Annotated in this window: 24 protein-coding genes; 8 read left to right on the forward strand and 16 right to left on the reverse strand. The window is 33.0% G+C overall.

Annotated features, from left to right (window positions below; translation table 11 throughout):
• Positions 1 to 5 precede the first annotated feature (5 nt).
• Positions 6 to 437: a hypothetical protein gene (locus ASG22_RS07455; protein ID WP_055982646.1), complete on the forward strand. Its 432-nt coding sequence runs from the start codon at positions 6 to 8 to the stop codon at positions 435 to 437.
• Positions 437 to 1,291 carry a hypothetical protein gene (locus ASG22_RS07460; RefSeq protein ID WP_055982648.1) on the forward strand — a complete coding sequence of 285 codons (855 nt, stop codon included), beginning with the start codon at positions 437 to 439 and terminating at the stop codon, positions 1,289 to 1,291. The genes ASG22_RS07455 and ASG22_RS07460 overlap by 1 nt, the downstream gene beginning before the upstream one ends.
• Positions 1,292 to 1,312: 21 nt before the next feature.
• Here the strand turns inward: ASG22_RS07460 and ASG22_RS07465 are convergent, their stop codons facing one another.
• From ASG22_RS07465 to tsaD, 3 genes are read right to left on the reverse strand one after another with little or no spacing between them, the layout of a single operon-like run.
• On the reverse strand, positions 1,313 to 2,035 hold the full coding sequence (locus ASG22_RS07465; protein ID WP_055982650.1) for an RsmE family RNA methyltransferase: 723 nt from the start codon (positions 2,033 to 2,035) through the stop codon (positions 1,313 to 1,315).
• A 42-nt stretch (positions 2,036 to 2,077) separates the two neighbouring features.
• Positions 2,078 to 2,488, reverse strand: a complete 411-nt coding sequence (locus ASG22_RS07470) for a hypothetical protein (RefSeq protein ID WP_055982652.1) — start codon at positions 2,486 to 2,488, stop codon at positions 2,078 to 2,080.
• On the reverse strand, positions 2,485 to 3,501 hold the full coding sequence (gene tsaD, locus ASG22_RS07475) for a tRNA (adenosine(37)-N6)-threonylcarbamoyltransferase complex transferase subunit TsaD (protein ID WP_055982654.1): 1,017 nt from the start codon (positions 3,499 to 3,501) through the stop codon (positions 2,485 to 2,487). Before tsaD ends, ASG22_RS07470 begins: the two co-directional genes overlap by 4 nt.
• Positions 3,502 to 3,505: 4 nt before the next feature.
• Between tsaD and ASG22_RS07480 the strand changes: the two genes are divergently transcribed.
• The 5 genes from ASG22_RS07480 to ASG22_RS07500 all read left to right on the forward strand — a co-directional run bounded on the left by ASG22_RS07480 (position 3,506) and on the right by ASG22_RS07500 (position 10,508).
• Entirely contained in the window at positions 3,506 to 8,302 is a 4,797-nt protein-coding gene (locus ASG22_RS07480; RefSeq protein ID WP_055982656.1) for a translocation/assembly module TamB domain-containing protein, read from the forward strand.
• Positions 8,303 to 8,436: 134 nt separating this feature from the next.
• The gene (locus ASG22_RS07485) at positions 8,437 to 8,907 is read left to right on the forward strand and encodes an Lrp/AsnC family transcriptional regulator (protein ID WP_055982657.1); all 471 of its coding nucleotides are present in this window, start codon (positions 8,437 to 8,439) and stop codon (positions 8,905 to 8,907) included.
• Positions 8,908 to 8,975: 68 nt separating this feature from the next.
• Complete coding sequence (locus tag ASG22_RS07490) at positions 8,976 to 9,353, forward strand: hypothetical protein (RefSeq protein WP_055982659.1); 378 nt, start codon at positions 8,976 to 8,978, stop codon at positions 9,351 to 9,353.
• Between the two features lie 210 nt (positions 9,354 to 9,563).
• Positions 9,564 to 10,088 carry a TetR/AcrR family transcriptional regulator gene (locus ASG22_RS07495; protein ID WP_055982661.1) on the forward strand — a complete coding sequence of 175 codons (525 nt, stop codon included), beginning with the start codon at positions 9,564 to 9,566 and terminating at the stop codon, positions 10,086 to 10,088.
• A gap of 6 nt (positions 10,089 to 10,094) precedes the next feature.
• The gene (locus ASG22_RS07500) at positions 10,095 to 10,508 is read left to right on the forward strand and encodes a nuclear transport factor 2 family protein (RefSeq protein WP_055982663.1); all 414 of its coding nucleotides are present in this window, start codon (positions 10,095 to 10,097) and stop codon (positions 10,506 to 10,508) included.
• Between the two features lie 223 nt (positions 10,509 to 10,731).
• Here the strand turns inward: ASG22_RS07500 and gwsS are convergent, their stop codons facing one another.
• The 13 genes from gwsS to ASG22_RS07570 form a co-directional block, all read right to left on the reverse strand.
• Positions 10,732 to 11,799, reverse strand: coding sequence for a grasp-with-spasm system SPASM domain peptide maturase (gene gwsS, locus ASG22_RS07505; protein ID WP_055982665.1), 1,068 nt, complete (start codon positions 11,797 to 11,799; stop codon positions 10,732 to 10,734).
• 175 nt (positions 11,800 to 11,974) lie between these two features.
• Positions 11,975 to 12,373 (reverse strand): hypothetical protein, encoded by a 399-nt coding sequence (locus ASG22_RS21345; RefSeq protein WP_238586871.1) that lies wholly within the window; start codon positions 12,371 to 12,373, stop codon positions 11,975 to 11,977.
• Positions 12,354 to 12,872 (reverse strand): hypothetical protein, encoded by a 519-nt coding sequence (locus tag ASG22_RS21350; RefSeq protein WP_238586872.1) that lies wholly within the window; start codon positions 12,870 to 12,872, stop codon positions 12,354 to 12,356. The genes ASG22_RS21345 and ASG22_RS21350 overlap by 20 nt, the downstream gene beginning before the upstream one ends.
• 2 nt (positions 12,873 to 12,874) lie before the next feature.
• On the reverse strand, positions 12,875 to 13,753 hold the full coding sequence (locus tag ASG22_RS07520; protein ID WP_055982669.1) for a hypothetical protein: 879 nt from the start codon (positions 13,751 to 13,753) through the stop codon (positions 12,875 to 12,877).
• Positions 13,754 to 14,344: 591 nt separating this feature from the next.
• Entirely contained in the window at positions 14,345 to 15,292 is a 948-nt protein-coding gene (locus ASG22_RS07530) for a transketolase family protein (protein ID WP_055982673.1), read from the reverse strand.
• Positions 15,293 to 15,338: 46 nt separating this feature from the next.
• The gene (locus ASG22_RS07535; RefSeq protein ID WP_055982675.1) at positions 15,339 to 16,190 is read right to left on the reverse strand and encodes a transketolase; all 852 of its coding nucleotides are present in this window, start codon (positions 16,188 to 16,190) and stop codon (positions 15,339 to 15,341) included.
• Between the two features lie 91 nt (positions 16,191 to 16,281).
• A complete protein-coding gene (locus ASG22_RS21125; protein WP_131726167.1) occupies positions 16,282 to 16,641 on the reverse strand; it encodes a hypothetical protein in 360 nt (119 codons plus the stop codon).
• Between the two features lie 214 nt (positions 16,642 to 16,855).
• The gene (locus ASG22_RS07545; RefSeq protein ID WP_055982679.1) at positions 16,856 to 18,415 is read right to left on the reverse strand and encodes a sodium:solute symporter; all 1,560 of its coding nucleotides are present in this window, start codon (positions 18,413 to 18,415) and stop codon (positions 16,856 to 16,858) included.
• 107 nt (positions 18,416 to 18,522) lie between these two features.
• Positions 18,523 to 18,825: a GNAT family N-acetyltransferase gene (locus ASG22_RS07550; protein ID WP_185113792.1), complete on the reverse strand. Its 303-nt coding sequence runs from the start codon at positions 18,823 to 18,825 to the stop codon at positions 18,523 to 18,525.
• A gap of 1 nt (position 18,826) precedes the next feature.
• Complete coding sequence (locus tag ASG22_RS07555) at positions 18,827 to 19,225, reverse strand: OsmC family protein (RefSeq protein ID WP_055982681.1); 399 nt, start codon at positions 19,223 to 19,225, stop codon at positions 18,827 to 18,829.
• A gap of 52 nt (positions 19,226 to 19,277) precedes the next feature.
• The gene (locus tag ASG22_RS07560) at positions 19,278 to 19,811 is read right to left on the reverse strand and encodes an NADPH-dependent FMN reductase (protein ID WP_055982682.1); all 534 of its coding nucleotides are present in this window, start codon (positions 19,809 to 19,811) and stop codon (positions 19,278 to 19,280) included.
• 15 nt (positions 19,812 to 19,826) lie between these two features.
• The gene (locus tag ASG22_RS07565) at positions 19,827 to 20,729 is read right to left on the reverse strand and encodes a pirin family protein (RefSeq protein WP_055982684.1); all 903 of its coding nucleotides are present in this window, start codon (positions 20,727 to 20,729) and stop codon (positions 19,827 to 19,829) included.
• A gap of 89 nt (positions 20,730 to 20,818) precedes the next feature.
• On the reverse strand, positions 20,819 to 21,589 hold the full coding sequence (locus tag ASG22_RS07570) for a pirin family protein (protein ID WP_409991367.1): 771 nt from the start codon (positions 21,587 to 21,589) through the stop codon (positions 20,819 to 20,821).
• On the opposite strand from ASG22_RS07570, the gene ASG22_RS21640 reads away from it, so the two are divergent.
• Complete coding sequence (locus ASG22_RS21640; RefSeq protein ID WP_409991368.1) at positions 21,500 to 21,733, forward strand: hypothetical protein; 234 nt, start codon at positions 21,500 to 21,502, stop codon at positions 21,731 to 21,733. The genes ASG22_RS07570 and ASG22_RS21640 overlap by 90 nt on opposite strands.
• The last annotated feature ends 199 nt before the right edge of the window (positions 21,734 to 21,932 follow it).

The raw sequence follows: 21,932 nt of genomic DNA on the forward strand, positions 1-21,932 counted from the left end.
TAACCATGCAGAAATATACCAAATATCTTTTTTTTATTTCACTTTTTCTGTCGTTTGTTTCTTTGTATGTCATGGGAAAAGGCGGAAAAGAAATTTACCCGTTTTTCAGTTGGAAGCTGTTTACAAGTCCCAGTGGAAATGAAAAACTTGCAGAACAATACAGATTATACAGGATCAATGGAAACGATACAATCAGACTTTCGTATAATGCCACTGAGTTGTATGATGAAAATAATCTGGGATTAATCACCAGTTTTTACGGCAGAAAAATTGACAATAATGAAGATAGAAAAGATAATATCCGAAAGATGAAAACTTTCATTAAAAGCTATCTTCTGGAGGATGAAAATATTTTTTTGTATAAAGAAAGTTTCAGTCCGTGGGAGTTGGGAAAACCTTCGTTCAAAATCAAAAAAATACAGATAACCAAATTGTAATGAAATACGAAGAGATTACTGTTTTCAATTATAAAGTTACGTATTATGCAATGCGTATTTTTGCGTTGTATTGGTTGCTGATGCAGTATTTGGATTTCAGAAGAATCAATCAGTGGCCAAAAGAAATTTATGAACCGTTTCTTCCGATTCAGCGAATTATTTTCCCACAATATCCGAGTGAGATTTTGTATGTAAGTATCTTGCTGATTTGTGCTTTACTTTTAATCATTACCATATTCAAGCAGAATTATTTTCTGAATTTCCTGATATTCTTATTAATAGCTATTATTAATTTTCCGATTTCGCTTAATTTCAGTGTCGGACATAATAATCACCTGATCATCATCGGATTTTTCATGGCAATATTTCTGCTCCCGAAGAATTTGAATAAAGAAAATGATTTTAAATGGGTGCAATATTTTTATCTGGGAATATTGTCTACCTATAGTTTAGCAGGAATATCTAAGTTTATAGGAGTTGCCAAAAATCTGATTTTAAATACGGGTAAAATTACCTGGATTGATAAAAATGCAGCAAAAATCAATACGCTTGATAATTACTGGATGGCGGATATCAAAGTTCCCGATTGGATTCTGAATCTTTACGCTTACGAAAATTTGTGGATACTTATCACAGGTTTTGGGATTGTGGCTCAGGCTTCATGCTTTTTAGGAGCATTCAATCGGAAATTTTTAACTTTTATCATGATTTTTCTGTATGTTTTTCATTGGTATACAGATTTCTTTATCTTGGCAGATTTCAAAGATGCTAAGAATTTTGTATTGATTACGTTATTTCCTTACCATATTTTTTATCCTTTTTATTTAAAAATTTTAAATAAAAAAAGCGGTTAATCATCATTAACCGCTTTCTAATTATATTAAAATTTTAATTTTATAGCTAATTGATTTGATGTAATAATTCCAGGCAGCAACAAAAATTCCTGCAGTTTCTGTTCTTAATCTTTGGTTTCCTAATGAAACAGCTTTAATATTATGTTCGGCTAAAAACGAAATCTCTTTTTCCGAAAAATCACCTTCCGGACCAATCAAAAAGGTGATGTTTTCCATTTTTGGAATTAGTTTTAAATCAATTCTTTCTAAATTTTCGTGGCAGTGCGCCACAAAAGTACTTTCAGAATGGATATTTTTCAGGAAATCCTGGATTTTAATTAAATCGTTAATAACAGGAAAATGAAATCTCAAACTCTGTTTTGAAGCGGCAATTGCCTGTTTTCTTAATTTATCGATGTTAATATTTTTGCGTTCGGTTTTCTCCGTTTGTAAAATTGTAATTTCAGAAATTCCCATTTCTACAGCTTTTTCTATAAAAAACTCAATACGGTCAATATTTTTCGTTGGAGCAATCGCAATATGAAGTTTCGGACTGAAATCAGGTAAATCAGATTTAATCTCTACGATTTCAATACTTGCTTTTTTACCTTCAATAATCAATTTTCCGGATGCCAGATTTCCTTTTCCGTCGGTCACATGAATTTCTTCACCATTTTTCATGCGAAGAACTTTTACAATGTGCTGCTGCTCTTCATCATTAATGATTGCTTTTCCGCTATTTATTTCTCCAAAAAAAAGTTTCATAGTTAAATATTTAGAATCTGCCTGAATTTTATGTATAAGTGATTAAAAGTAAATTTCATTCTCACTCAAAAATGCAACCCCGGTTTTTATTGTAGTATAAATATCGCCCTCACAATCTCTGTATGAACATGCATAAATTTCTTCAATCCACTTATTATTCATAAAAATTAAATTCAAATATTCGTTTTTTCTTAAATTATTTTTGATGGAAAGATAATCTCCTTCTTTCGGTTCGTAAGTAAAACTAAATACATTTTCTGAATTAATTTTCTCTACAATTTCTTCCTTTATGTTTTGAACATATCCAATTTCTGAACTTATCATTAAATAATCTTCGTCTTCAGATTTTTCTGTCACTTCATTTTTTCCTGTAATCGTTTCTAAAACCCAATAATATTTTGAGTTTTTTTTAGACTGCGTTCCAAGTATTTTTTCTTCTAATAATATTTTCATAAATCGTATTTTGCAGTTGCAGAAGTTCTTAAATCTGTAAATTCACCTCTTTCAAATTTCAATTGAGCTACCATGGCTATCATTGCGGCGTTGTCGGTCGTGTATTCGAATTTAGGGATATAAATATTCCAGCCTAATTTCTCATGATTATCCTGCATTGCTTGTCGTAATCCTGAATTGGCGGAAACTCCACCTGCAATAGCAACTTCCTTTATATCTAAATCTTTCGCAGCTTTCTCCAGTTTATTCATTAAAATTTCAACAATGGTCTTCTGAACTGAAGCACAAAGATCGTGCATGTTATTTTTTACGAAGTCGTTCTCTTTTTTAACTTCTTTTTGGATAAAATATAATACAGAAGTCTTAATTCCGCTGAAAGAATAATCGTAATTGTCTAATTTTGGTTTATTAAATTTAAAAGTATCGGAATTTCCTTCCTTTGCCAGTTTGTCGATGATAGGACCTGCCGGATAGTCTAAATCGAAGATCTTTCCGATCTTGTCGAATGCTTCTCCTGCCGCATCATCAATGGTTTTTCCGATAATTTCCATGTCGAAATAATCTTTCACCAAGACGATCATCGTATGTCCGCCGCTTACGGTAAGGCACAGAAACGGAAATTTGGGCGGCATAGGATTTGCATCCTTAATGAAATGCGCTAAAATATGCGCCTGGAGGTGGTTTACTTCAATTAGCGGAACATCCAGACTCATTGCCAGAGACTTGGCAAACGAGGTTCCTACAAGAAGTGATCCCAAAAGTCCCGGACCGCGTGTAAATCCTATAGCAGAAATTGCATTTTGTTGTATATTTGCTTTAGTTAAAGATTTTTCAACAACGGGGATGATATTTTGCTGATGTGCACGTGAAGCCAGCTCAGGGACTACACCGCCATATTCTTTATGAATAGCCTGGTTTGCAGCAATATTCGACAAAATAGAATTTCCCTTGATGATAGCTGCTGATGTGTCGTCGCAAGACGATTCAATACCTAAAATTATAGAGTCGCTCATAATAATGGCAAAGTTAGAGAATAATAACGAGAATGGGAACAAAAAATCGGTAGCTGGAAACTTAGGTAATCAGGTACAGAAAGCTGTTGAAAATGCTGAAGGCGCTGTAAAGGAGACCGTTAAGGAAGCGTCTGAACTGGCTTCAGATGCAATCCACCATCCTATAGAAACTGCTGAAGAGTTTGGTAAACAGGCGGTAAAAGACGTTACGAGCTATTCGTGGTGGGCAAGACTTCTGTTGATACTTTTTTGGCTTGGTTTATCTTTAGTTGCTGCTGTTTTTATCATTATTAATCTCCCGGTGACGAAGCAGTGGGCTGCGGATCAGGCTTTACAGATCGTAAACAAAGATTTCAAGGCACAGATGTCAACTGAAAGTGTTGAAGTAAACTTCTTTGGAAATGTAAAGATAAAAGGATTAAAAATAAAAGACTACAAGGGATACGATTTTATCCAGTCGAAAGAATTTATTGCCAATTCCAACTGGCTTTCTTTGGCATCCAATATTACAAAAAATAATTCCCTAAGCTTTAATTCTTTAACACTGAAAAATGCTGACATAAAAGTTATTACCTATAAAGGCGACAGTATTTCCAATTTCATTCGTTTCACACAGCTATTCGACAATGGTAAAAAAAGGGATCCTAGCAAACCGCCTTTTCAGCTTGATTCCCGACTGCAGATTATTGATTCCAAAGTTTCCATTGTCAACCTCAATTCTCCAGGAGAACAGGGAAAATGGTTAACAGCAACGAATTTTAATCTTAGGGCTCCGAATGTAAAAGTTAATGGAAGAAATATTTCTGCTATCATTAACAATATGTCCTTCATCACAAAAAGATGGGGGAAATCTCATTTTGTAGATACTTTTTCTACCGAACTTTCGATGACTCCGGATTTTCTTTTTTTGCAAGATTTAACTTTAAATACAGATCATTCACTTTTACAGGGCGATATAAAATTTAATTTACATGATGACGGTTCCTGGTCAGATTTTGCTGATAAAGTGAAATGGGAAATGAATATGAAGCAGGGAAGTCAGGTGAGTGGATATGATATCAGTTATTTCGTGACGAATTGGGATAATTTCAAACCATTTAATATAGCAGGGAAAATGACCGGTCCGCTGAATAATTTTACCCTTGAAAATTTTCTGATCAGAAATCCTGACGTGAATATTGCAACCAATAAAGTAAAGGTCAATAATATTCTAAAAGGTAATTTTTTAATCGAAACCAATAATCTTTCGGCAGACTTTACTTACAAAGATCTCAAAGCGATGATGCCTTCATTCATTTCTAAAAAAATGAAGAATTTTGCTGATGACTTCGGAAAATTGAAATACAACGGAACCGCAAAAGTAAATCCTAGACAAGTGTATGTGTCAAACGGAAATCTGATGACAGGAATTGGGCAGGCAAAAATCACCAACTTTTCTTTAACAGACTACAGTTCTGCAATGCCTAAATATGTCGGAATTGCTGAAGTGAGGGATTTAAATACTTCTGTAATCACAAAAAATAAATCGGTCGGATTAATTTCGGGGAGATTTGATATTAATGGTCAAAGTTTCGATGTCAATACAATGCGTTTGACGACTAAATCTCAGATTTCAAGTATTGAAATTATGAATAAAGAGATCAATAATTTGTATTTAGACGGATTATTGGATCATAAAAAATATAACGGATTAATCACTGTTAATGACGAACAGGCGAAAGCAACAATAAAAGGGTTAATTGATTTCAGTACACCAAGAATTTCGATGAATGTGGATGCTGATATTAATTATCTTAATATGAATTATTTTACAGACAAACCCGGTCAGCAAGTTGTAAGCGGAACGGTGAATGGTAAAATGTCGATGTCTTCTATTAATGATCTTACGGTGGATATTGAAGCCAATAATATCAATTTTGCCACGGCAACTCAAAAATATCATATTCCGAATGCCAAAGTGAAAACATTTATTGATGCTGGTGGAAGAGTAATTGATGTAGATGCTCCGGGAGCAGCAAACGGAAAAATTTCAGGACGATATAATTTGGCAGATCTTGCCGGAATGGTGGAAAACGGACTGAATAAAATTCTCGTTGGTCCGGCTCCAAGAAAAATATACAGAGGACAAAACTTTGCCATGAATTTTGATGTTCAGCAGGGTTTGGTAAGCTACTTTTTACCTGATCTGAAAATTCCTCAAGGCGCAAAAGTAGATGGGCAGTATGACGGAAATTCTAATAATCTTATTTTAAATGTAGATGCGGCTTCTTTAAAATATATCATGACTAAAAAGGAGGAGATTACAGAAGCAGATAAAGCTCTTGCAGCCTCCAACCCGGAATATAAAATTAATGACAGAGATAAAATCACGCAGGATAGCGCAATGGTCGACAGCCTGATGGTGAGAATTAATACTGCTAATCTTGATGAGCAGATTTTAGCTAAAATAAGCAGAGCAGAATACAATAAAAATATTCTGAAAGATATTACGTTAAGTGGTCGAAATGAGAACAATACAATTCTTCATATTGCCACAAAGTTCAAACATGGAAGTCCTGAAGATGAATTGGAAGATAATCTGAAGGAATATGCCATCAATGTTAATCAGTCAACAAATGCGGGTGGTGATTTTGTGTTCAGATTTGAGCCTACGGAAGTGAAATTTAATGAAGTAACCTGGGCGATAGATACAAGTCCGGATCTCAATCATTCCATTACATATCGAAAAAAAGAAGGCGATTTTGATATCAGGAATCTAAGGATTTATTCGGATGAAAGTGCACTTTTTATAAAAGAAGCTCAGTTTAAATCTGCCAAAGACTTTTATCTGGATGCTGATATTAACAACTTTGCTATCGAAAAACTGCTTGAAATGCAGGCTGGTGGGAATTCAATGGATATAAAAGGTCTTGCCAATGGAAGTGTCAAAATTAAAATGGATAAAAGTACGCTTCAGCCATTAGTTGATCTTACGGTAGACAATATCATGATGAATGGTAATGATATGGGTGATATTACCGTTTCTGCTACGAATAGTTTTTCCCTGAATGTATATGATGTTGATATTAAAGTAAATTCTGCAGGAGTAATCGGAAATAACAGTCTGCACGTTACCGGAACTGTGAACAACAACACAGCTTCGCCGACTATTGATCTCACGGCAGAAATGAGAGATTTTGATGTTGCATTTGCACAACAATTTGTGACAAAAGTTTTTGGAAATCTACGAGGAAAAGCAACAGGAGATCTTAAAGTAGCCGGAAAATTCAGTGATCTGGATTACAGTGGTGATATTGCTTTGAAAGGTTTTGGATTAAAACTGTTATTTACAGGAGTAGATTATACCTTTGATGATACCGTAATTCCTTTAACGAAAGGTTTAGCGATTCTTAATAATATAGAAGTTCATGACGGGAGAACCAATTCCAAAGGAAATATCTCCGGTGCGATACAGTTTGAAACGATTTCATCAATGGGTGTCAACCTTGTAATGAGAGCCGATAATTTACTGGTGTTGAATACGACTCAGAAAGATTTAGATTTATTTTGGGGAAGAGTGTACGGACAGGGCGATTTGTATATAGACGGTGCGGTTTCTGCGCTTAATATTTCGACGCCAAATATGAAAGCTCTGAGCGGAAGTACATTTACTTTTAATTCAGGATCGACCTCCAATGTGGAAGAATTTAAAATGCTGAGGTTCTTGAAAGAAGGAAAAGACGGTTTGGTAACATTGGAAGATAAGAAAAAAACAGGGGCAAATATGAATATTGATTTTGCCTTAGATGTAGATAAAGGTACCACCGTAAATGTATTAATTGGTGATGATGTCGGAAATATTATGGTAAAAGGTGCAGCAGAAAGATTGCGTTTCCAAATGAACCGACAAGGAAATATTGCCATGAACGGAACCTATCGAGTAGATAATGGAACGTTTGTTTCTAAAGCAATTTTGAATAAAACATTCCAGATAGAAAAAGGAAGCAGTATTCGTTGGGATGGAGATGCCATGAAGCCTGCGCTCGATATTACCGCAAACTATGTAAGAATGGTTTCTAACGCCGGAGAATATCTGAATATGGGAAGTATTCAGCCGATCAGTATTTTACTACAGGCAAATATTACACAGTCTCTTATTGATCCGAAAGTAGATTTGAATGTAACTGCATTGGACGTCTCCAGTCAGGTTAAAGAAACATTAGCTGCGAAGATGAGCCAGGAAGGCGAGAAAGTTCTTCAGTTTGGTTCTGTATTGTTGCTAAGCAGTTTCAACGTATCCAATACGGGTGGAGTAGACGTGGATGTTGCCGGGGTTGCCGAATCTTCAGGATATAATATGCTTTTAAAACAGTTAGGATCTGTTTTGAATACGATGAGTAATGAGTTCCAAATTGATCTTAATTATGTGAAAGGTGATCAGTATTCCAACACAGGAGATCGAGCAAATGCGGGAGTAAGTTTTGCCCTTTCACCAAGAATTAAAGTAAAAACGGGACTTGGAATTCCTTTAACAAAAACTGAAAATACAGAGACCAATTATCTGTCAGGAGAAGGAACGATCGAATATGATATTTCTAAGAAAAATGACGGAAGTCTTGTTCTGAGAGGATATTCAAAACCTTCCAATATCGGTATGGTAAATGGGGCAGGATCAAACGGAACTGCAAACCAAGCCTATGGAGGAGGTATTGTTTGGAGTAAAAGCTTCAATTCTTTCTTCAAAAAGAGGAAAAAAGATAAAAAACAAGCCGTCGACAAAACAGAAATAAAAACAGATTCTACAAAATCAGAAGCGAAATAATTACAATATTTTAATGATTTTTATCATCCATGTTAATTATTGTTAATGTTTCATATAATTTTTTTAGTTAAATAATTTTTTATAAATTTGTAAAAAATATCTTGATTTTTTAAGAAAAATGTAATTTAACTAATATGAACTATCAACTGGACGAAATAGACAAGAAAATTCTTGATTTCTTGGTAGAGAACACAAGAATGCCTTTTACAGAGATTGCTAAGCAGATGGATGTTTCTGCTGGAACAATTCACGTAAGAGTGAAAAAGATGGAGGATGCAGGTATTATTTTGGGATCATCTCTTAATATCGATTACAGAAAGCTGGATTACCACTTCACTGCTTTCATAGGAATCCTTTTAACAAAATCAAACAGAACTCAGGAAGTTTTGAAAGAGTTATCTACTCTTCCTAACGTAATCGAAGCGAGTGTTATTTCAGGGAAATACAATATCTTCTGTAAAGTGAGAGCTAAAAATACAGACGACGCAAAAAGAATTATCTATCAGATAGATGATATTCAAGACGTAATGAGAACTGAAAGTATGATCTCTATGGAGGAGTTTTTAAGCGATAAAAACAGATTGATCAACGCAATCTCTATATAATCAAATTTTAAACGAATTATATAAAAAGAACTTATGAAATCTCTCATAAGTTCTTTATTTTTGTACCTATGGAAGAATACAGTTACTTTGATGAAGATCCGAAAAAAGGGTGGGGATTTATTCTGGCATTTGCAGCCCTAATGTTATTTACAGTTATGGGATTCGGGGTAGATCTTGATGAATATCTGCAGCATGAAACATTGAATATTCCGGCTTGGTATTCTGCCGTCATTTTTGCGATTGATGCATTGATGGTAGTAAGTCTGATTCTGATGTTCTTCTACCGAAAAATAGGGATATTTATGTTTCCTGCTTTATTGGTTTTACACTTTTTTATGCATAATTTTTACCTGTCAACTTTTTTATATACAGACGTAACGAACCTTTTCCTTTTCACGGGTTTTGGAATGTTGGCAATTATTCCGAAATGGAAGTTTTTTAAATAGCCTCTATTAAGAGAGAGCAAAGAATTTAGAAATTAAGACATTACAATATTATAATAAGAACGGGTTAAGCCCGTTTTTTCTTTTATACTAAACTTATAAAGTATTTAAAATTAAATATTATAGATATTCCTATAAAATAATTATAGACAGAACGATCTGTATTTTTTGACAATTAAGTCGTACATTTGTCTTATTAAAATAAACCACAAGATGCTATCACCGAAAGAAAGAATCATTAAAACAACATTTGAGCTATTTGCAAAGCAAGGATATAATTCGACGGGAATTAATCAAATTATTTCTGAAGCCAGTGTAGCAAGAGCAAGCTTCTATCAATATTTTAAATCTAAAGAAGATCTTTGTGTTGAGTTTTTAAATGTAAGACATGACTATTGGTTTAATGAATTACGTCAATTCACTTCAAAAGAGAATGATGTAAAATCTAAAATCATTTCTTCTTTCGATTTTTTACTGTATATGAATGAAAAAGAAGATTTCAGAGGCTGCAGCTTCCTGAATATTTTATCTGAAATCCCGACGGATAATATAAAAATCCTTACTGTAATCCAAAATCATAAAAGAGATCTTAGAAATTACTTTTCAGCCTTGGTGGAAAATACAGACATGGCGGATCATATTTATTTATTATTTGAAAGCAGTATTATTGAAAGTCAGCTTTTCAGATCGAACGAATTAATAGAAAAATCAAAAAAAATAATTATCAACTTAATTTAACTAAAAATGGAACAGAAACATCCACTTCCGCCGTTTACCTTAGAAACGGCTTTGAAAAAAATCCAATTAGCAGAAGACGCTTGGAACAGTCAGAATCCTGAAAGAATTGCTAAAGCTTATACCATAGACAGTGAATGGAGAAACAGAGATCAATTTGTAAACGGCAGAGAAGAAATTGTTAAATTTCTCAGTGGTAAGTGGGACCGAGAATTGAATTATAAGCTTAAAAAAGAATATTGGGCACACACAGAAAATCGTATTGCTGTTCGTTTTGAATATGAATATCAAACCAAAGAAGGAAACTGGTTTAGGGCGTATGGAAATGAAAACTGGGAATTTGATGAAAATGGTTTAATGGCGAAAAGATACGCAAGTATTAATGATCTGGCGATAAAAGAAGAAGACAGAAAGTTTAGATAAGCAAAAAGCATCCGTTTTCTGGATGCTTTTTGTAAATATAATTAATTATTTTAAACTGTAACAAATTCCTGTTTTGTCGGTCTTTCCTAGCCAATAAATTCATCCAAACCATTAATATATTTGTACTCTTCAGCCATTAAGATTTTTCTTGTTTTTTCAATTGATTTGAGATGATTTTCTTTCTTAGAATAGATGATTTGATAAATTCACGACAAATGTATTCTTATAAGCCATATTTTGATATTATCTTTTCTTTTAAAGGATTAGTACTCCATTCTTCCCACTCTGCTTTGTAGGGATTATAACCACATTTAATAGGTTTAGAAATATCAAGACCTTCATTATTTGTGTTAGTTTCTTCTGTATAAGCTCTGCAGTCAGTACAAACATAACGAAATTCACATTCTTTACAAATTTCTATTTTATCTTTGGTAAGATTCCAATGATTTTTGAAATCTTTCACATTTAAAGCCTCTTCTAAAGTTATGTTTTTTATATTTCCAAAAGATTGATACATTGAAGGGCAGTTTTTAATATTACCATATTTATCAATTGATATTTTTTTATGAAGACAAGAATTGTGATTAATTGCTTCCAAAACTTTAGGTAAATTAACGTTAAAATATTTTAAATCTACTTTACCGCAAGAGTTTAATTTTATTTGTTCTTTTACAAAAGCTACAGTGAATTTATACTTGTCTTTAGGTTTAAAAGGATTTTTGTTACACGAATAAAATGCTAAACTGTATATTCTAGAGCAAAAGTTATCGATTACCTCAAAAAAATCTTCATTAAATATTTCATGATATTTAGAAAATATTTCTATTGAAGTTATCGTGGTATTTTTAAACGTATTTTCAATGAATTGTATACATTCAAAAGATAAAAAATTATCGTAATGAATTACAATATGTTCGGCGCCCAAATTCGATAGTGATTTGTTTAATTGGCTCAGTACATGCAAATCATCAATCTCGAGATAAGCATTTGTAATTTCGTTTGGTGTTGAAAATTTATATGAAAAAGGTGGGAAATTATTGTCCCAATAATCTTTAGTAATAAAACCGTATTCGTTATCCAAAAGAATTTTTAAGTACTCTCTTAAAAATTCGTGCGACCCTCTGTCATAAGATTCGAAAAGATTTTTTATTGATTTTTTTTTGAGTTCTTCTATGATATCACTAAGTTCTAAAGGATATAATTTTGCTTTTTCTCTTTGTAAGTCAATGATTAAAATTCTTTGAACTCCTTTTGTAACTAAAATATTACTAAATAGATTAAAATAATTCACAATAATCTGGTAATTGATTTGTAAGGTTTGGATCTGAAGAGATATTCAGTTTGATATTTCTCACACTCCACAAAAAATGTAAGGTTTGATTTACTTTTTACGATGATTTTGCTTTTTGAAAACTCAACATACTTAAATGTAAGAGGGAGTTTATTCTTTTCTCTTATTTTTTTCTTCATAAGTTTTCAGCAAGTTTATAGGCTAAATCATAATTGCAATAAAAAGATACATTTCCAAATTGACCTACAGGGTTCACTTCTAAAAAATAAAATTTATTGCCACTTTTTATAAAATCTAAAGATCCTGAAGATAAATCTAATTTATTCATTAATAATATAATTTTCTCTTCTAAATCTTTAGGAAGATTATATCTCACATTTCTATTAATTATTTTCCCATTATACTTTCTGGAATCTACTTTTGTGTTATCATCATTTTGAGAAAAAATTGCCATAGACCAAATTTCACCTTTAAGGTAAAATGATCTGATTTCAAAATCCTTTTCAATTTTTTCCTGAAAGAAAGTGATAAAAAAATCTTCATTTTCTTTTTTCTCAACAATTGAAGTGTACATTGAGCCATGATTCTCTTGGAACTTTAGAATTCCATTTCCAGCAAGGGGGCTTAGTAATAGTTTTATTAATTTCCAATCGATCCGTATTATTTGTTAAAAAATATTTTGGAACATCAAATCCTATCTCTTGTGCTGTATCCAATACGATCAACTTGTTAACATGATAGTTACTTTCTTTGTTAATATGATTTTTCTTTTCTAAGTAATTTTTTACATAATCTTCTAACCAATGTTGATGCTCATTCATGTGCATATTGATAGCCTGATTTTCATACTTTTTTCTTAAAAACCATATACCACCTCTTCTATACCATACAGTAGTGATTTCATCAATAAAAAAACAATTTCTTTTGCTCTTAATATAAATACGATTATCCTCTGATTTTATTTCAAATACTTCATTTTCATGTACTCGGATAAAATCTTTTTTTAGTGAAATGAGCCAACGTATGATTTCATTTGTTGTCCTTTCATTATTTTCTGAAATTATTAATATCATTTTTACCTTTTTAGATAATCTGCATTAATTTTTTTGCTGTGCTTTAGAGTGGGTAGTCCTATTTCTTTACGATTCTTATTTATTTTTGTACTATCTGTTATACGTGAATTACTGAAAGTACAATATACACAATCCTTCCCTTCCATATAGGCTCTTTTATCAATCATTTCAGCATAATCTTCTGGAGGACAGTCGCCTGATTTTACATATTCTAAAATCTTTTCTTTGAAATAAGGGTAATCTGTATTGTCTATTCCTGCCATGTGATTAAGAATATTTCCCATAGGCATAAATATGTCATTATTTCCCCAAAGCCCTATTTTTTGATAAGATGGAAATCCAAAGTTATTAAATGTCCACATAAATAATTTTGCATTTTTTCTATCATTAATGGTTTGTTGTTTTTCAACATATTTAGGCATTCTGAATTCCTGATTTCTAAAAAAAGCGATAGAAAAAGAATCAACTAATCTTTTATTGAGCCCTCTTTTCCAATCAGCTACTTTATATTTTATTTCCAAACTATCAATCCCATATTTTTCACATAACATAAAAAAGTCTTTATCGAGTTGATTGTATTTCCAATTGGATACTAATAAAGGTATTAGTTTGTAAAGATTTTTCTTACCACCAAAATCTAGATTGTATTTATCCGAAAGGGTAATATAAGTTTGATATTCATCAATAAGATGAGAGTTATGAGGAGGATACTTCTTAAATAATTTTTGATACATCTTAACAGCGGTAAGTGTATCACCTTTAATGCGGTATATATTATCTATTTCGTTTATTTTATTTAAATAAGTAATATGATTTGATTTAGAGACCTGACAGGAATATATAATCATCAAGATTAAAAGCAAAAAAAAACTTTTATTCATTTCTATAAAAAAGTATGTTATTAAAAGAAAATAGTGGGGAGATATTATTAATAAAAAACCCTCCTAATGGACAGTTTTTTAGTTTGTTTTTGTAATAATTGGATCAGAACAATCATCAGTCATACATTCTTGGCGTTGGACATGCACACCATCAACATAAGTGTCAATGTCGGCACAATTCCATTGACTGGTAGATGATTGTGACCACATCGTATTTGATCCGGGTAATTTCCCTCCAAATATTGAATCTACATCTTTTAATTTTTTTTTCAAAAGAAGCAAATAACTTCTTAATTCCTAGTAATTTTTTCATTATTCTAAATTATATTTGTCAAAATTGACCGTATAAAGTAATAATATAATTCAATATTATTGATATTTAACTTAATTTAACTTTTTTGTATTGTTATTTTAATTGATTAATGGTTATTTGTTTTTTATTTAATTAAGATGATTTGATTAATTTATTTAATTAAACTGCTTATTTATTTTAAAACCAATAATTACATTTTGTTTAATAACTCAAAATATTTTTTTAAACAAAAAAGCATCCAGAAACGGATGCTTTTTATGTATATATTTTAAAAGAAATTATTTATCTAAAATTCTTTTCACTGCTTCTATCACCGCAGTAGAATCGATTTTGTATTTCTTCATCAATTCAGCAGGAGTAGCAGATTCCCCGAAAGTATCGTTTACAGCAACAAATTCCTGTCTGGTAGGTCTTTTTCTTGCTAACATTCCTGCGATAGATTCTCCCAAACCACCAAGATAGTTGTGTTCTTCAGCCGTAACGATTTTTCCTGTTTTTTCAACTGATTTTAAGATGATTTCTTCGTCCAAAGGTTTGATCGTGTGAATATTGATCACTTCACAAGAAATACCTTCTTTTTCAAGCTCATCTGCAGCCAAAAGAGATTCCCAAACAAGGTGACCAGTTGCAACAATCGTTACATCAGTTCCTTCCTGAAGCATAATCCCTTTCCCAATTTCGAAAGGCATATCTTCCGGAATGAAAACAGGAACTACAGGTCTTCCGAATCTTAAATAAACCGGACCTTCAAAATCAGCGATGGCTAACGTTGCTGCTTTCGTTTGGTTATAGTCACAAGGATTGATTACCGTCATGCCCGGAAGCATTTTCATCATTCCGATATCTTCTAACACTTGGTGCGTTGCACCGTCTTCTCCCAACGTAAGACCTGCGTGAGAAGCACAGATTTTCACATTTTTATTAGAATAAGCAACCGACTGACGAATCTGGTCGTACACTCTTGAAGTAGAAAAGTTAGCAAAAGTTCCAGTGAAAGGAATTTTTCCTGTGATGCTGAGACCTGCCGCAAGACCGATCATATTCGCTTCTGCAATACCCACCTGAAAAAATCTTTCAGGAGCTTTTTCAATGAATTTCTCCATTTTCAAAGAACCGATAAGGTCAGCACAAAGTGCTACAACATTAGGGTTTTTGTCAGCCAATTCAGCTAATCCTGCTCCGAATCCTGAACGTGTATCTTTTTTTTCTGTATATGTAAATTTCATTTTTTTAATTATTGATTAAAGATTACTTATTATTAATTACTCATAATTAATAATCCGCCGGAGCTTCTAAATATAATTGTTTGAAAGCCGTATCCAATTGCTCATCGTTAGGAGCTTTTCCGTGCCAAGCGTGAGATCCCATCATAAAATCTACACCGTTACCCATTTGCGTGTGAAGGATAATTGCCACAGGTTTTTCTTTTCCTGTTTCAGTTTTTGCTTTTTCAAGAATAGCAATTACGGCTTCAAGATCATTACCGTTTTTCTCTTCCAACACAGTCCAACCGAAAGCTTCTAATTTTGCATGAAGATTTCCTAATGGTAGTACATTGTCTGTACTTCCATCAATTTGTTGTCCATTATAATCGATCGTAGAAATGATGTTGTCAACTTTTTTACCGGCAGCATACATAAATGCTTCCCAGTTTTGACCTTCCTGCAACTCTCCGTCACCTTGTAAAGTATATACCAAAGAGCTGTCTCCATCAATTTTTTTACCCTGAGCTACCCCCAAAGCAACAGAAAGACCTTGTCCCAGAGAACCTGAAGCCACTCTGATTCCCGGCAAACCTTCATGAGTAGTAGGGTGACCCTGCAATCTTGAATTCAGTTTTCTGAAAGTTTTCAATTCTTCAACCGGAAAAAATCCGAATCTTGCCAAAGTAGAATAAAAAACAGGAGAAATGTGACCGTTCGAAAGGTAGAAATGATCCTGATTTTTACCTTCCATAGTAAAAGGAAGACTATAATTCATTACTTTTCCGTAAAGGGCAGTGAAGAATTCTGTACAACCCAAACTTCCACCCGGGTGACCGGAATTTACATCGTGCACCATTCTCAAAATATCTCTTCTTATCTGTGTGGTGAGAGATTTCAACTCTTCGATACTTTTGCTCATTGATATATGATTTAATTATAAGCGAATTTACGATTTTTTAATGGCTTATGGAATGCAAAAAGAGAGTATGATATTAAATTTCTAAATTGATTTAGAAATAATTTAATTTATAAAAAATCCAAATACCCAAGAAAATATACGAGGTTGTATTTGCAATCATTACTCCGGTAAAAATTTTAATTCTTTTTAAATCAGTGAAAATTTTAATTCTTTTTATTGAGTAGTATTCTATAAAAATTGAAATAGTGTATGTAATTAAAAGACTTATAATTAAATCAAAAATAATTTCGTTTGTAATTTTTGATTTAATAGGGTACGCAACATTTCCCAAAACAATATCAAGAATTGGAAATTTAGAATAACTTTCTAAATAAGTAAAAAGTAAAATTCCAAAAACAATTCTAATCAAACCTTGAATAAAAAAACCGCCAAGAGTAGAAAAAATATTCATGATCAAAACGTCGTGCAAAATTGATTTAAAATTAACTCGGAAAAATTTTGAAAAAATGAATGTTTCAACAATAATAACAAAAATAAATGCAATTAAAATATACCACCATTCGAAAAAAAATAATGGTAATGCAGCATTACATAGCCTGTTATTAATTCTTTTCATGATTAATGAATCAAAATCTATTATCCCAAAGTTAAGTATTCAATAAATTTTAAACCAGCTTTAAATAATTCTTATTCTTCACCAGCCACAATCCGATAAAAGTCAGCAATCCGTTTAGAACAATTAATTCTACGCCGATTCTGTAATCAGTATAATTCGTAACCAAAGAATTAATAATATAAGTAATTATCGGCGCTAAAATCGTAACGGTAAGAATAGAATATTTTTTTGAAATCTGAAATTTGGTGAAAATTCCGAAGGCGAAAAGTCCTAAAAGCGGTCCGTATGTATAGCCTGCAATTTCCATGATCAGATACACGATTGATTTGTCGTTCAACGCTTTGAAAACCATAATTAAAATAAAGAAAACGATGGTAAAGGTCAAATGAACTTTCATACGGAGACGTTTTTTCTCTTTCTCAGTTTTATTCTTATCTTCATTTAGGTTTAACAAATCAACGCAGTACGAACTTGTAACTGCTGTTAAAGCACCATCTGCAGAAGGAAATAACGCTGAAATTAAACCAATAATAAAAATAACAGAGATAATCATTGGAAAATGTCCCTGAAGTGACAACGCTGGAAACAAATCGTCTCCCATGATATTTTTGATTTCACCTGCAGAATCTTTAAACCCAAAAATATTAGTAATGGTATCACCATTAATTTGTCCATATTCTGCATCATTCTGCATCGCAAAAAGATAAAGAAGTCCTCCTAAAAATAAAAATGCAAGATTCACAAATAGCAATGTTCCTGCAAAAGTCAGCATGTTTTTCTTGGAATTTTTAAGATTATCAACAGAGATATTTTTTTGCATCATTTCCTGATCAAGACCTGTCATAGCAATCGTAATGAAAATTCCGCCTATAATTGTTTTAAGGAAAAATGTCTTGGAATTGGGATCAAAATTAATAAAATGCGTATAATTTTTCTGTTCGAGAATCGTGTATGCTTCTCCAAAAGATAAATTTAAATTGGATAAAATATAAACAATACAGGCAATTAAGCTGATAATCATGAATGAAGTCTGCAGGGTATCGGTAATTACAATGGTTTTTACACCGCCTTCAAAAGTATATAGAAGGACCATTAATAGAAGTACCAAAGCGGTTACCCAAAACGGAACTCCCAATCCTTCAAGCAAGAAAATCTGCAAAACATTAACGACCAGATATAATCTTGCCGTTGCACCGATTGCTCTTGAAACAATGAAAAATACAGAACCTATTTTATGAGCTTCAACATTAAATCTTTTCCCTAAATATGTATAAATAGATGTAAGATTCATTTTATAATAGAGTGGAAGTAAAATTGCTGCAACGATGAAATATCCGATGAAAAATCCGATGACCATCATGTAATATTCAAAACCTCCGAAAATGTATTCGCTTCCGGTCATTTTGCCGACCGTTCCGGGCACAGAAATAAAAGTAACGCCACTTAAGCTGGTTCCGATCATCCCGAAGGCCACCAACCACCATTTACTTTTTTTGTTACCAATAAAAAATGACTGGTTATCAGAGTTTCGGCTCGTGAAATAAGAAATCACCAGAAGACCGATGAAATAGATAAAAACGAATAGCAAAAGGATAGTTCCGGAGTTCATGCTGAGATTTTAAATTTTAGCAAATATAGTTTTTTTATGTTCCGCTTAAAAAAGAAAAACCTTCAGGATTCTTCCCAAAGGTTTATATATTTTTCTTAAAAAATCAATTACTGCGCTTGAGTCTTATTGACTAAAACATCCTGTAACTCTTCATGTTTCTGAAAAGTAGCTTTTGCAAAAGGACAAAGCGGAATAATTGTTTTCCCTTTTTCTCTTGCAAATTCTACCGCAGCTAAAAGCATTTCTTTGCCAACTCCTTGTCCGTTGTATGCTTCATCCACCTCAGTGTGGTCAATAATAAATCTTTCTTCTCCAGCCCAGGTATAGGTCATTAAACCTGCTCGGTTTCCTTCTATGAATGCTTCAAAATTTCCGTGTTTTTCGTCGTTGTTTTGTTTTATTTCAATCATATTATGAAAATTTGGTTAATATTTCAATATCGTTTGTCAGTATTTTATGAATAGGACACGCATCTGCAATGGTACGAAGTCTTTTCAGTTGTTCATCATCAAGATTTGTGCCTTCAAAGCTTACCTCTCTTTTAAAAATAGCTCTTTTTGTTAAAGGAAAGTTTTCCAGCTCGACTTCAACATTTATTTTTTCAACAGCCCATTCTTTTCTGTCAATGTACATTCTCAACGTTGCTGCTGTACAGCTCGCCAAAGAGGTTGCCAGAATTTCGAAAGGGTTAAAGCCTTTATTCTGTCCGCCTTTATCCACGGGTTCGTCGGTGATCATGATATTTTCACCAGCTACTACTTCTGTGTAATATTTTTCTGTTCCTAAGCTTGCTTTTACAATTATCGCCATTTATTTTTTTTACTATTGAGTTCTAATATAATTATAAAAACTGACTAAATTTTTAGTTTTTAATCTGATTTTTGAAATTTTCAATTTTATCCTGTAGATCTTTTAGCATTTCAGGGTTGATAACTCCGGTTTCAAGATCAAAATTTTCATAAAACTTCGGAAGTGAGAAAGTGTCTTTAATATCAGCACCAAAATTCGGAAAGAATGTTTTTGCCGTATTTATCACATTTCCACCACCGTAACCTCCAGGAGAAGTCGACATCAGGAGCATCGGTTTATTTTGAAAAACTTTTACGTTGATTCTTGAAGCCCAATCGAATACATTTTTGAAAGCGGCACTGTATGATCTGTTGTGTTCCGCAAGGGAACAGATAATAACGTCACATTCTTCAATGACTTTTAAAAAGTTGTGCGCTTCATCGGGAAAACCTTTCTTTTCACGGTCAACGGAAAAAACAGGCATATCAAAATCGTTTAAATCAATTAAATTAATTTCTTCATTCTGAAAATCTTTCAAAACAAATTTCACCAATTCTTTATTGATAGAAGTGGAAGATGTACTTCCTGCAAATGCTAATATTTTCATAGATTATTTTAAATCTTATGGTTTTCTGTTTAAAATTGCTTTCGGAAGCGGAACATATTCTTCTTCGTCACCCGGAACCAAAGGAAAAGCATCATGATTTTGGTCGTTCCAATTTACTTTTGCCTGCTCAATAAGTTCTTTGTCTGAATTTACGAAATTCCAGAATATAAAACGTTCTTCATCAAAAGGTTCGCCTCCGAAAAGATAAACCGTTCCGTTTTCACTCATATCGAATTCGCACAATTTGGTGTCTTTGGCAATCATTAACTGTTTTGAACCGTAAGAATTTCCATCGGTGGTCACTGTTCCGTCTAAAACGTACATCGCAGCTTCACCGTACAAATCTTTTCCGATACTGATTTTCTTTGCCTCTTTGGTTTTAATTTCAATAAAAAATAATTTGCTATGAACCGGAACCGGAGATTTTTTTCCAAATGCTTCTCCGGCTATTAATTTATATTGAATTCCATCTTCTTCCCAAACCGGAAGTTCATTGCCTTCGATATGATGAAATGTTGGTTCAGACTGTTCCAAATGTTTCGGAAGCCCTACCCAAATCTGGAAACCGTGAAGTCTTTTATCTGTATGTCTTAAATACTCCGGAGTTCTTTCCGAGTGAACAACGCCTTTTCCGGCAGTCATCCAGTTTACCGCGCCCGGCTGAATTTCTAAAGCACTTCCGATACTATCTCTATGGAAAATTGAGCCTTCCAAAAGATAAGTTAAAGTCGAAAGTCCGATGTGCGGATGTGGCGGAACATCCAGATTCTGATAATCTTTAAGCTCAGAAGGTCCCATATGATCGATAAAAACGAAAGGTCCGACAGCTCTTTTTTCGCGGAAAGGTAACAATCTTCCCACTAAAAAGTTTCCTATATCCGCTGATTTTTCTTCTATGATAAGTCCGATATTTGACATGATATATAAAGTTTTTATTAATTATTGTAAAGCTAATGTAATGAATTTTTATAATGACTGTGGTATTTCCCACGTTTTTGAACGAAAAGTTAATCTTCAAGATAGCCAAATCTTCCCAAATTATAATCCTCGAAAGCCTGCATAATTTCCTCTTTGGAATTCATCACAAAAGGATCGTGAGAATAAATAGGATCGTTTAAAGGCATTCCGCTGATTACTAAAATAACGGAATCTTCGTTAGCTTCAATTGTAAAATCTTCACCTTCATTTTCAAAGAGAATGAAGTGATCGGTTGGCACTTTTTCTTCGCCGTTTACAATAATGTTTCCTTCAATAACTAAAGCTGCCGTGTTAAAATTTTCCGGGAAACTGAAATCTGCTTTTCCTCCTTTTTTCAATTTTGCATTCATCATATTGACTGGACTAAAAGTGAAAGCAGGACCTTTTTCGTCTTTGTATATTCCTGCGATAACTTCGACAAAACCGTTTTCGCCCAAATCAACTTTAATTATATCTGAATTTTTAATGGTCTGATATTTCGGGCAGCTCATTTTATAAACAGCAGGAAGATTTACCCAAAGTTGAACCATTTGGAAAATTCCGCCTTCTTTTGCCCATTCTTTTTCATGATATTCTTTGTGAAGAACACCTTTTGCAGCAGTCATCCACTGCACATCGCCTTCACCGATAATTCCACCGCCGCCTGCACTGTCGTGATGCTGAATTTTGCCTTTATAAACTATTGTGATAGTTTCAAAACCTCTGTGCGGATGTACTCCAACGCCACGCGGCTTGTCTGTCCCGTCAAAATGAAATTTTGCATTATAATCGAGCATCAGAAACGGATCCATTCTTTTCATATCGATTCCCTCAACATTCGGAATGAAATTATGAATCCTAAAACCGTCACCTACAAGATGAGCAGGTTTAGGAGCTATCACGATCTCTACTTTTTTGGTTGCCATAATATTGTTGGTATTATGAATCAAAGGTACTTTAGTTGAAAATCAGTTGCATTGATCTGTGGTAAGAGTTACGAGGATTTATGTTCCGAGTTTGAGCGTATGAAAATTCCCCTCCTTTGGAGAGGTGGCGAAAATTTCAGAGAAATTTTTGACGGGGTGGTGTATAAAGTAAATTGCAATTCACTTTGTACGGTTGCATTTTCTTAGCCCCGATAGGAACGACATCCTTTTTGCCAAG

Origin of the sequence: Chryseobacterium sp. Leaf405 (genome assembly GCF_001425355.1) — a bacterium.
Lineage (GTDB): Bacteria > Bacteroidota > Bacteroidia > Flavobacteriales > Weeksellaceae > Chryseobacterium.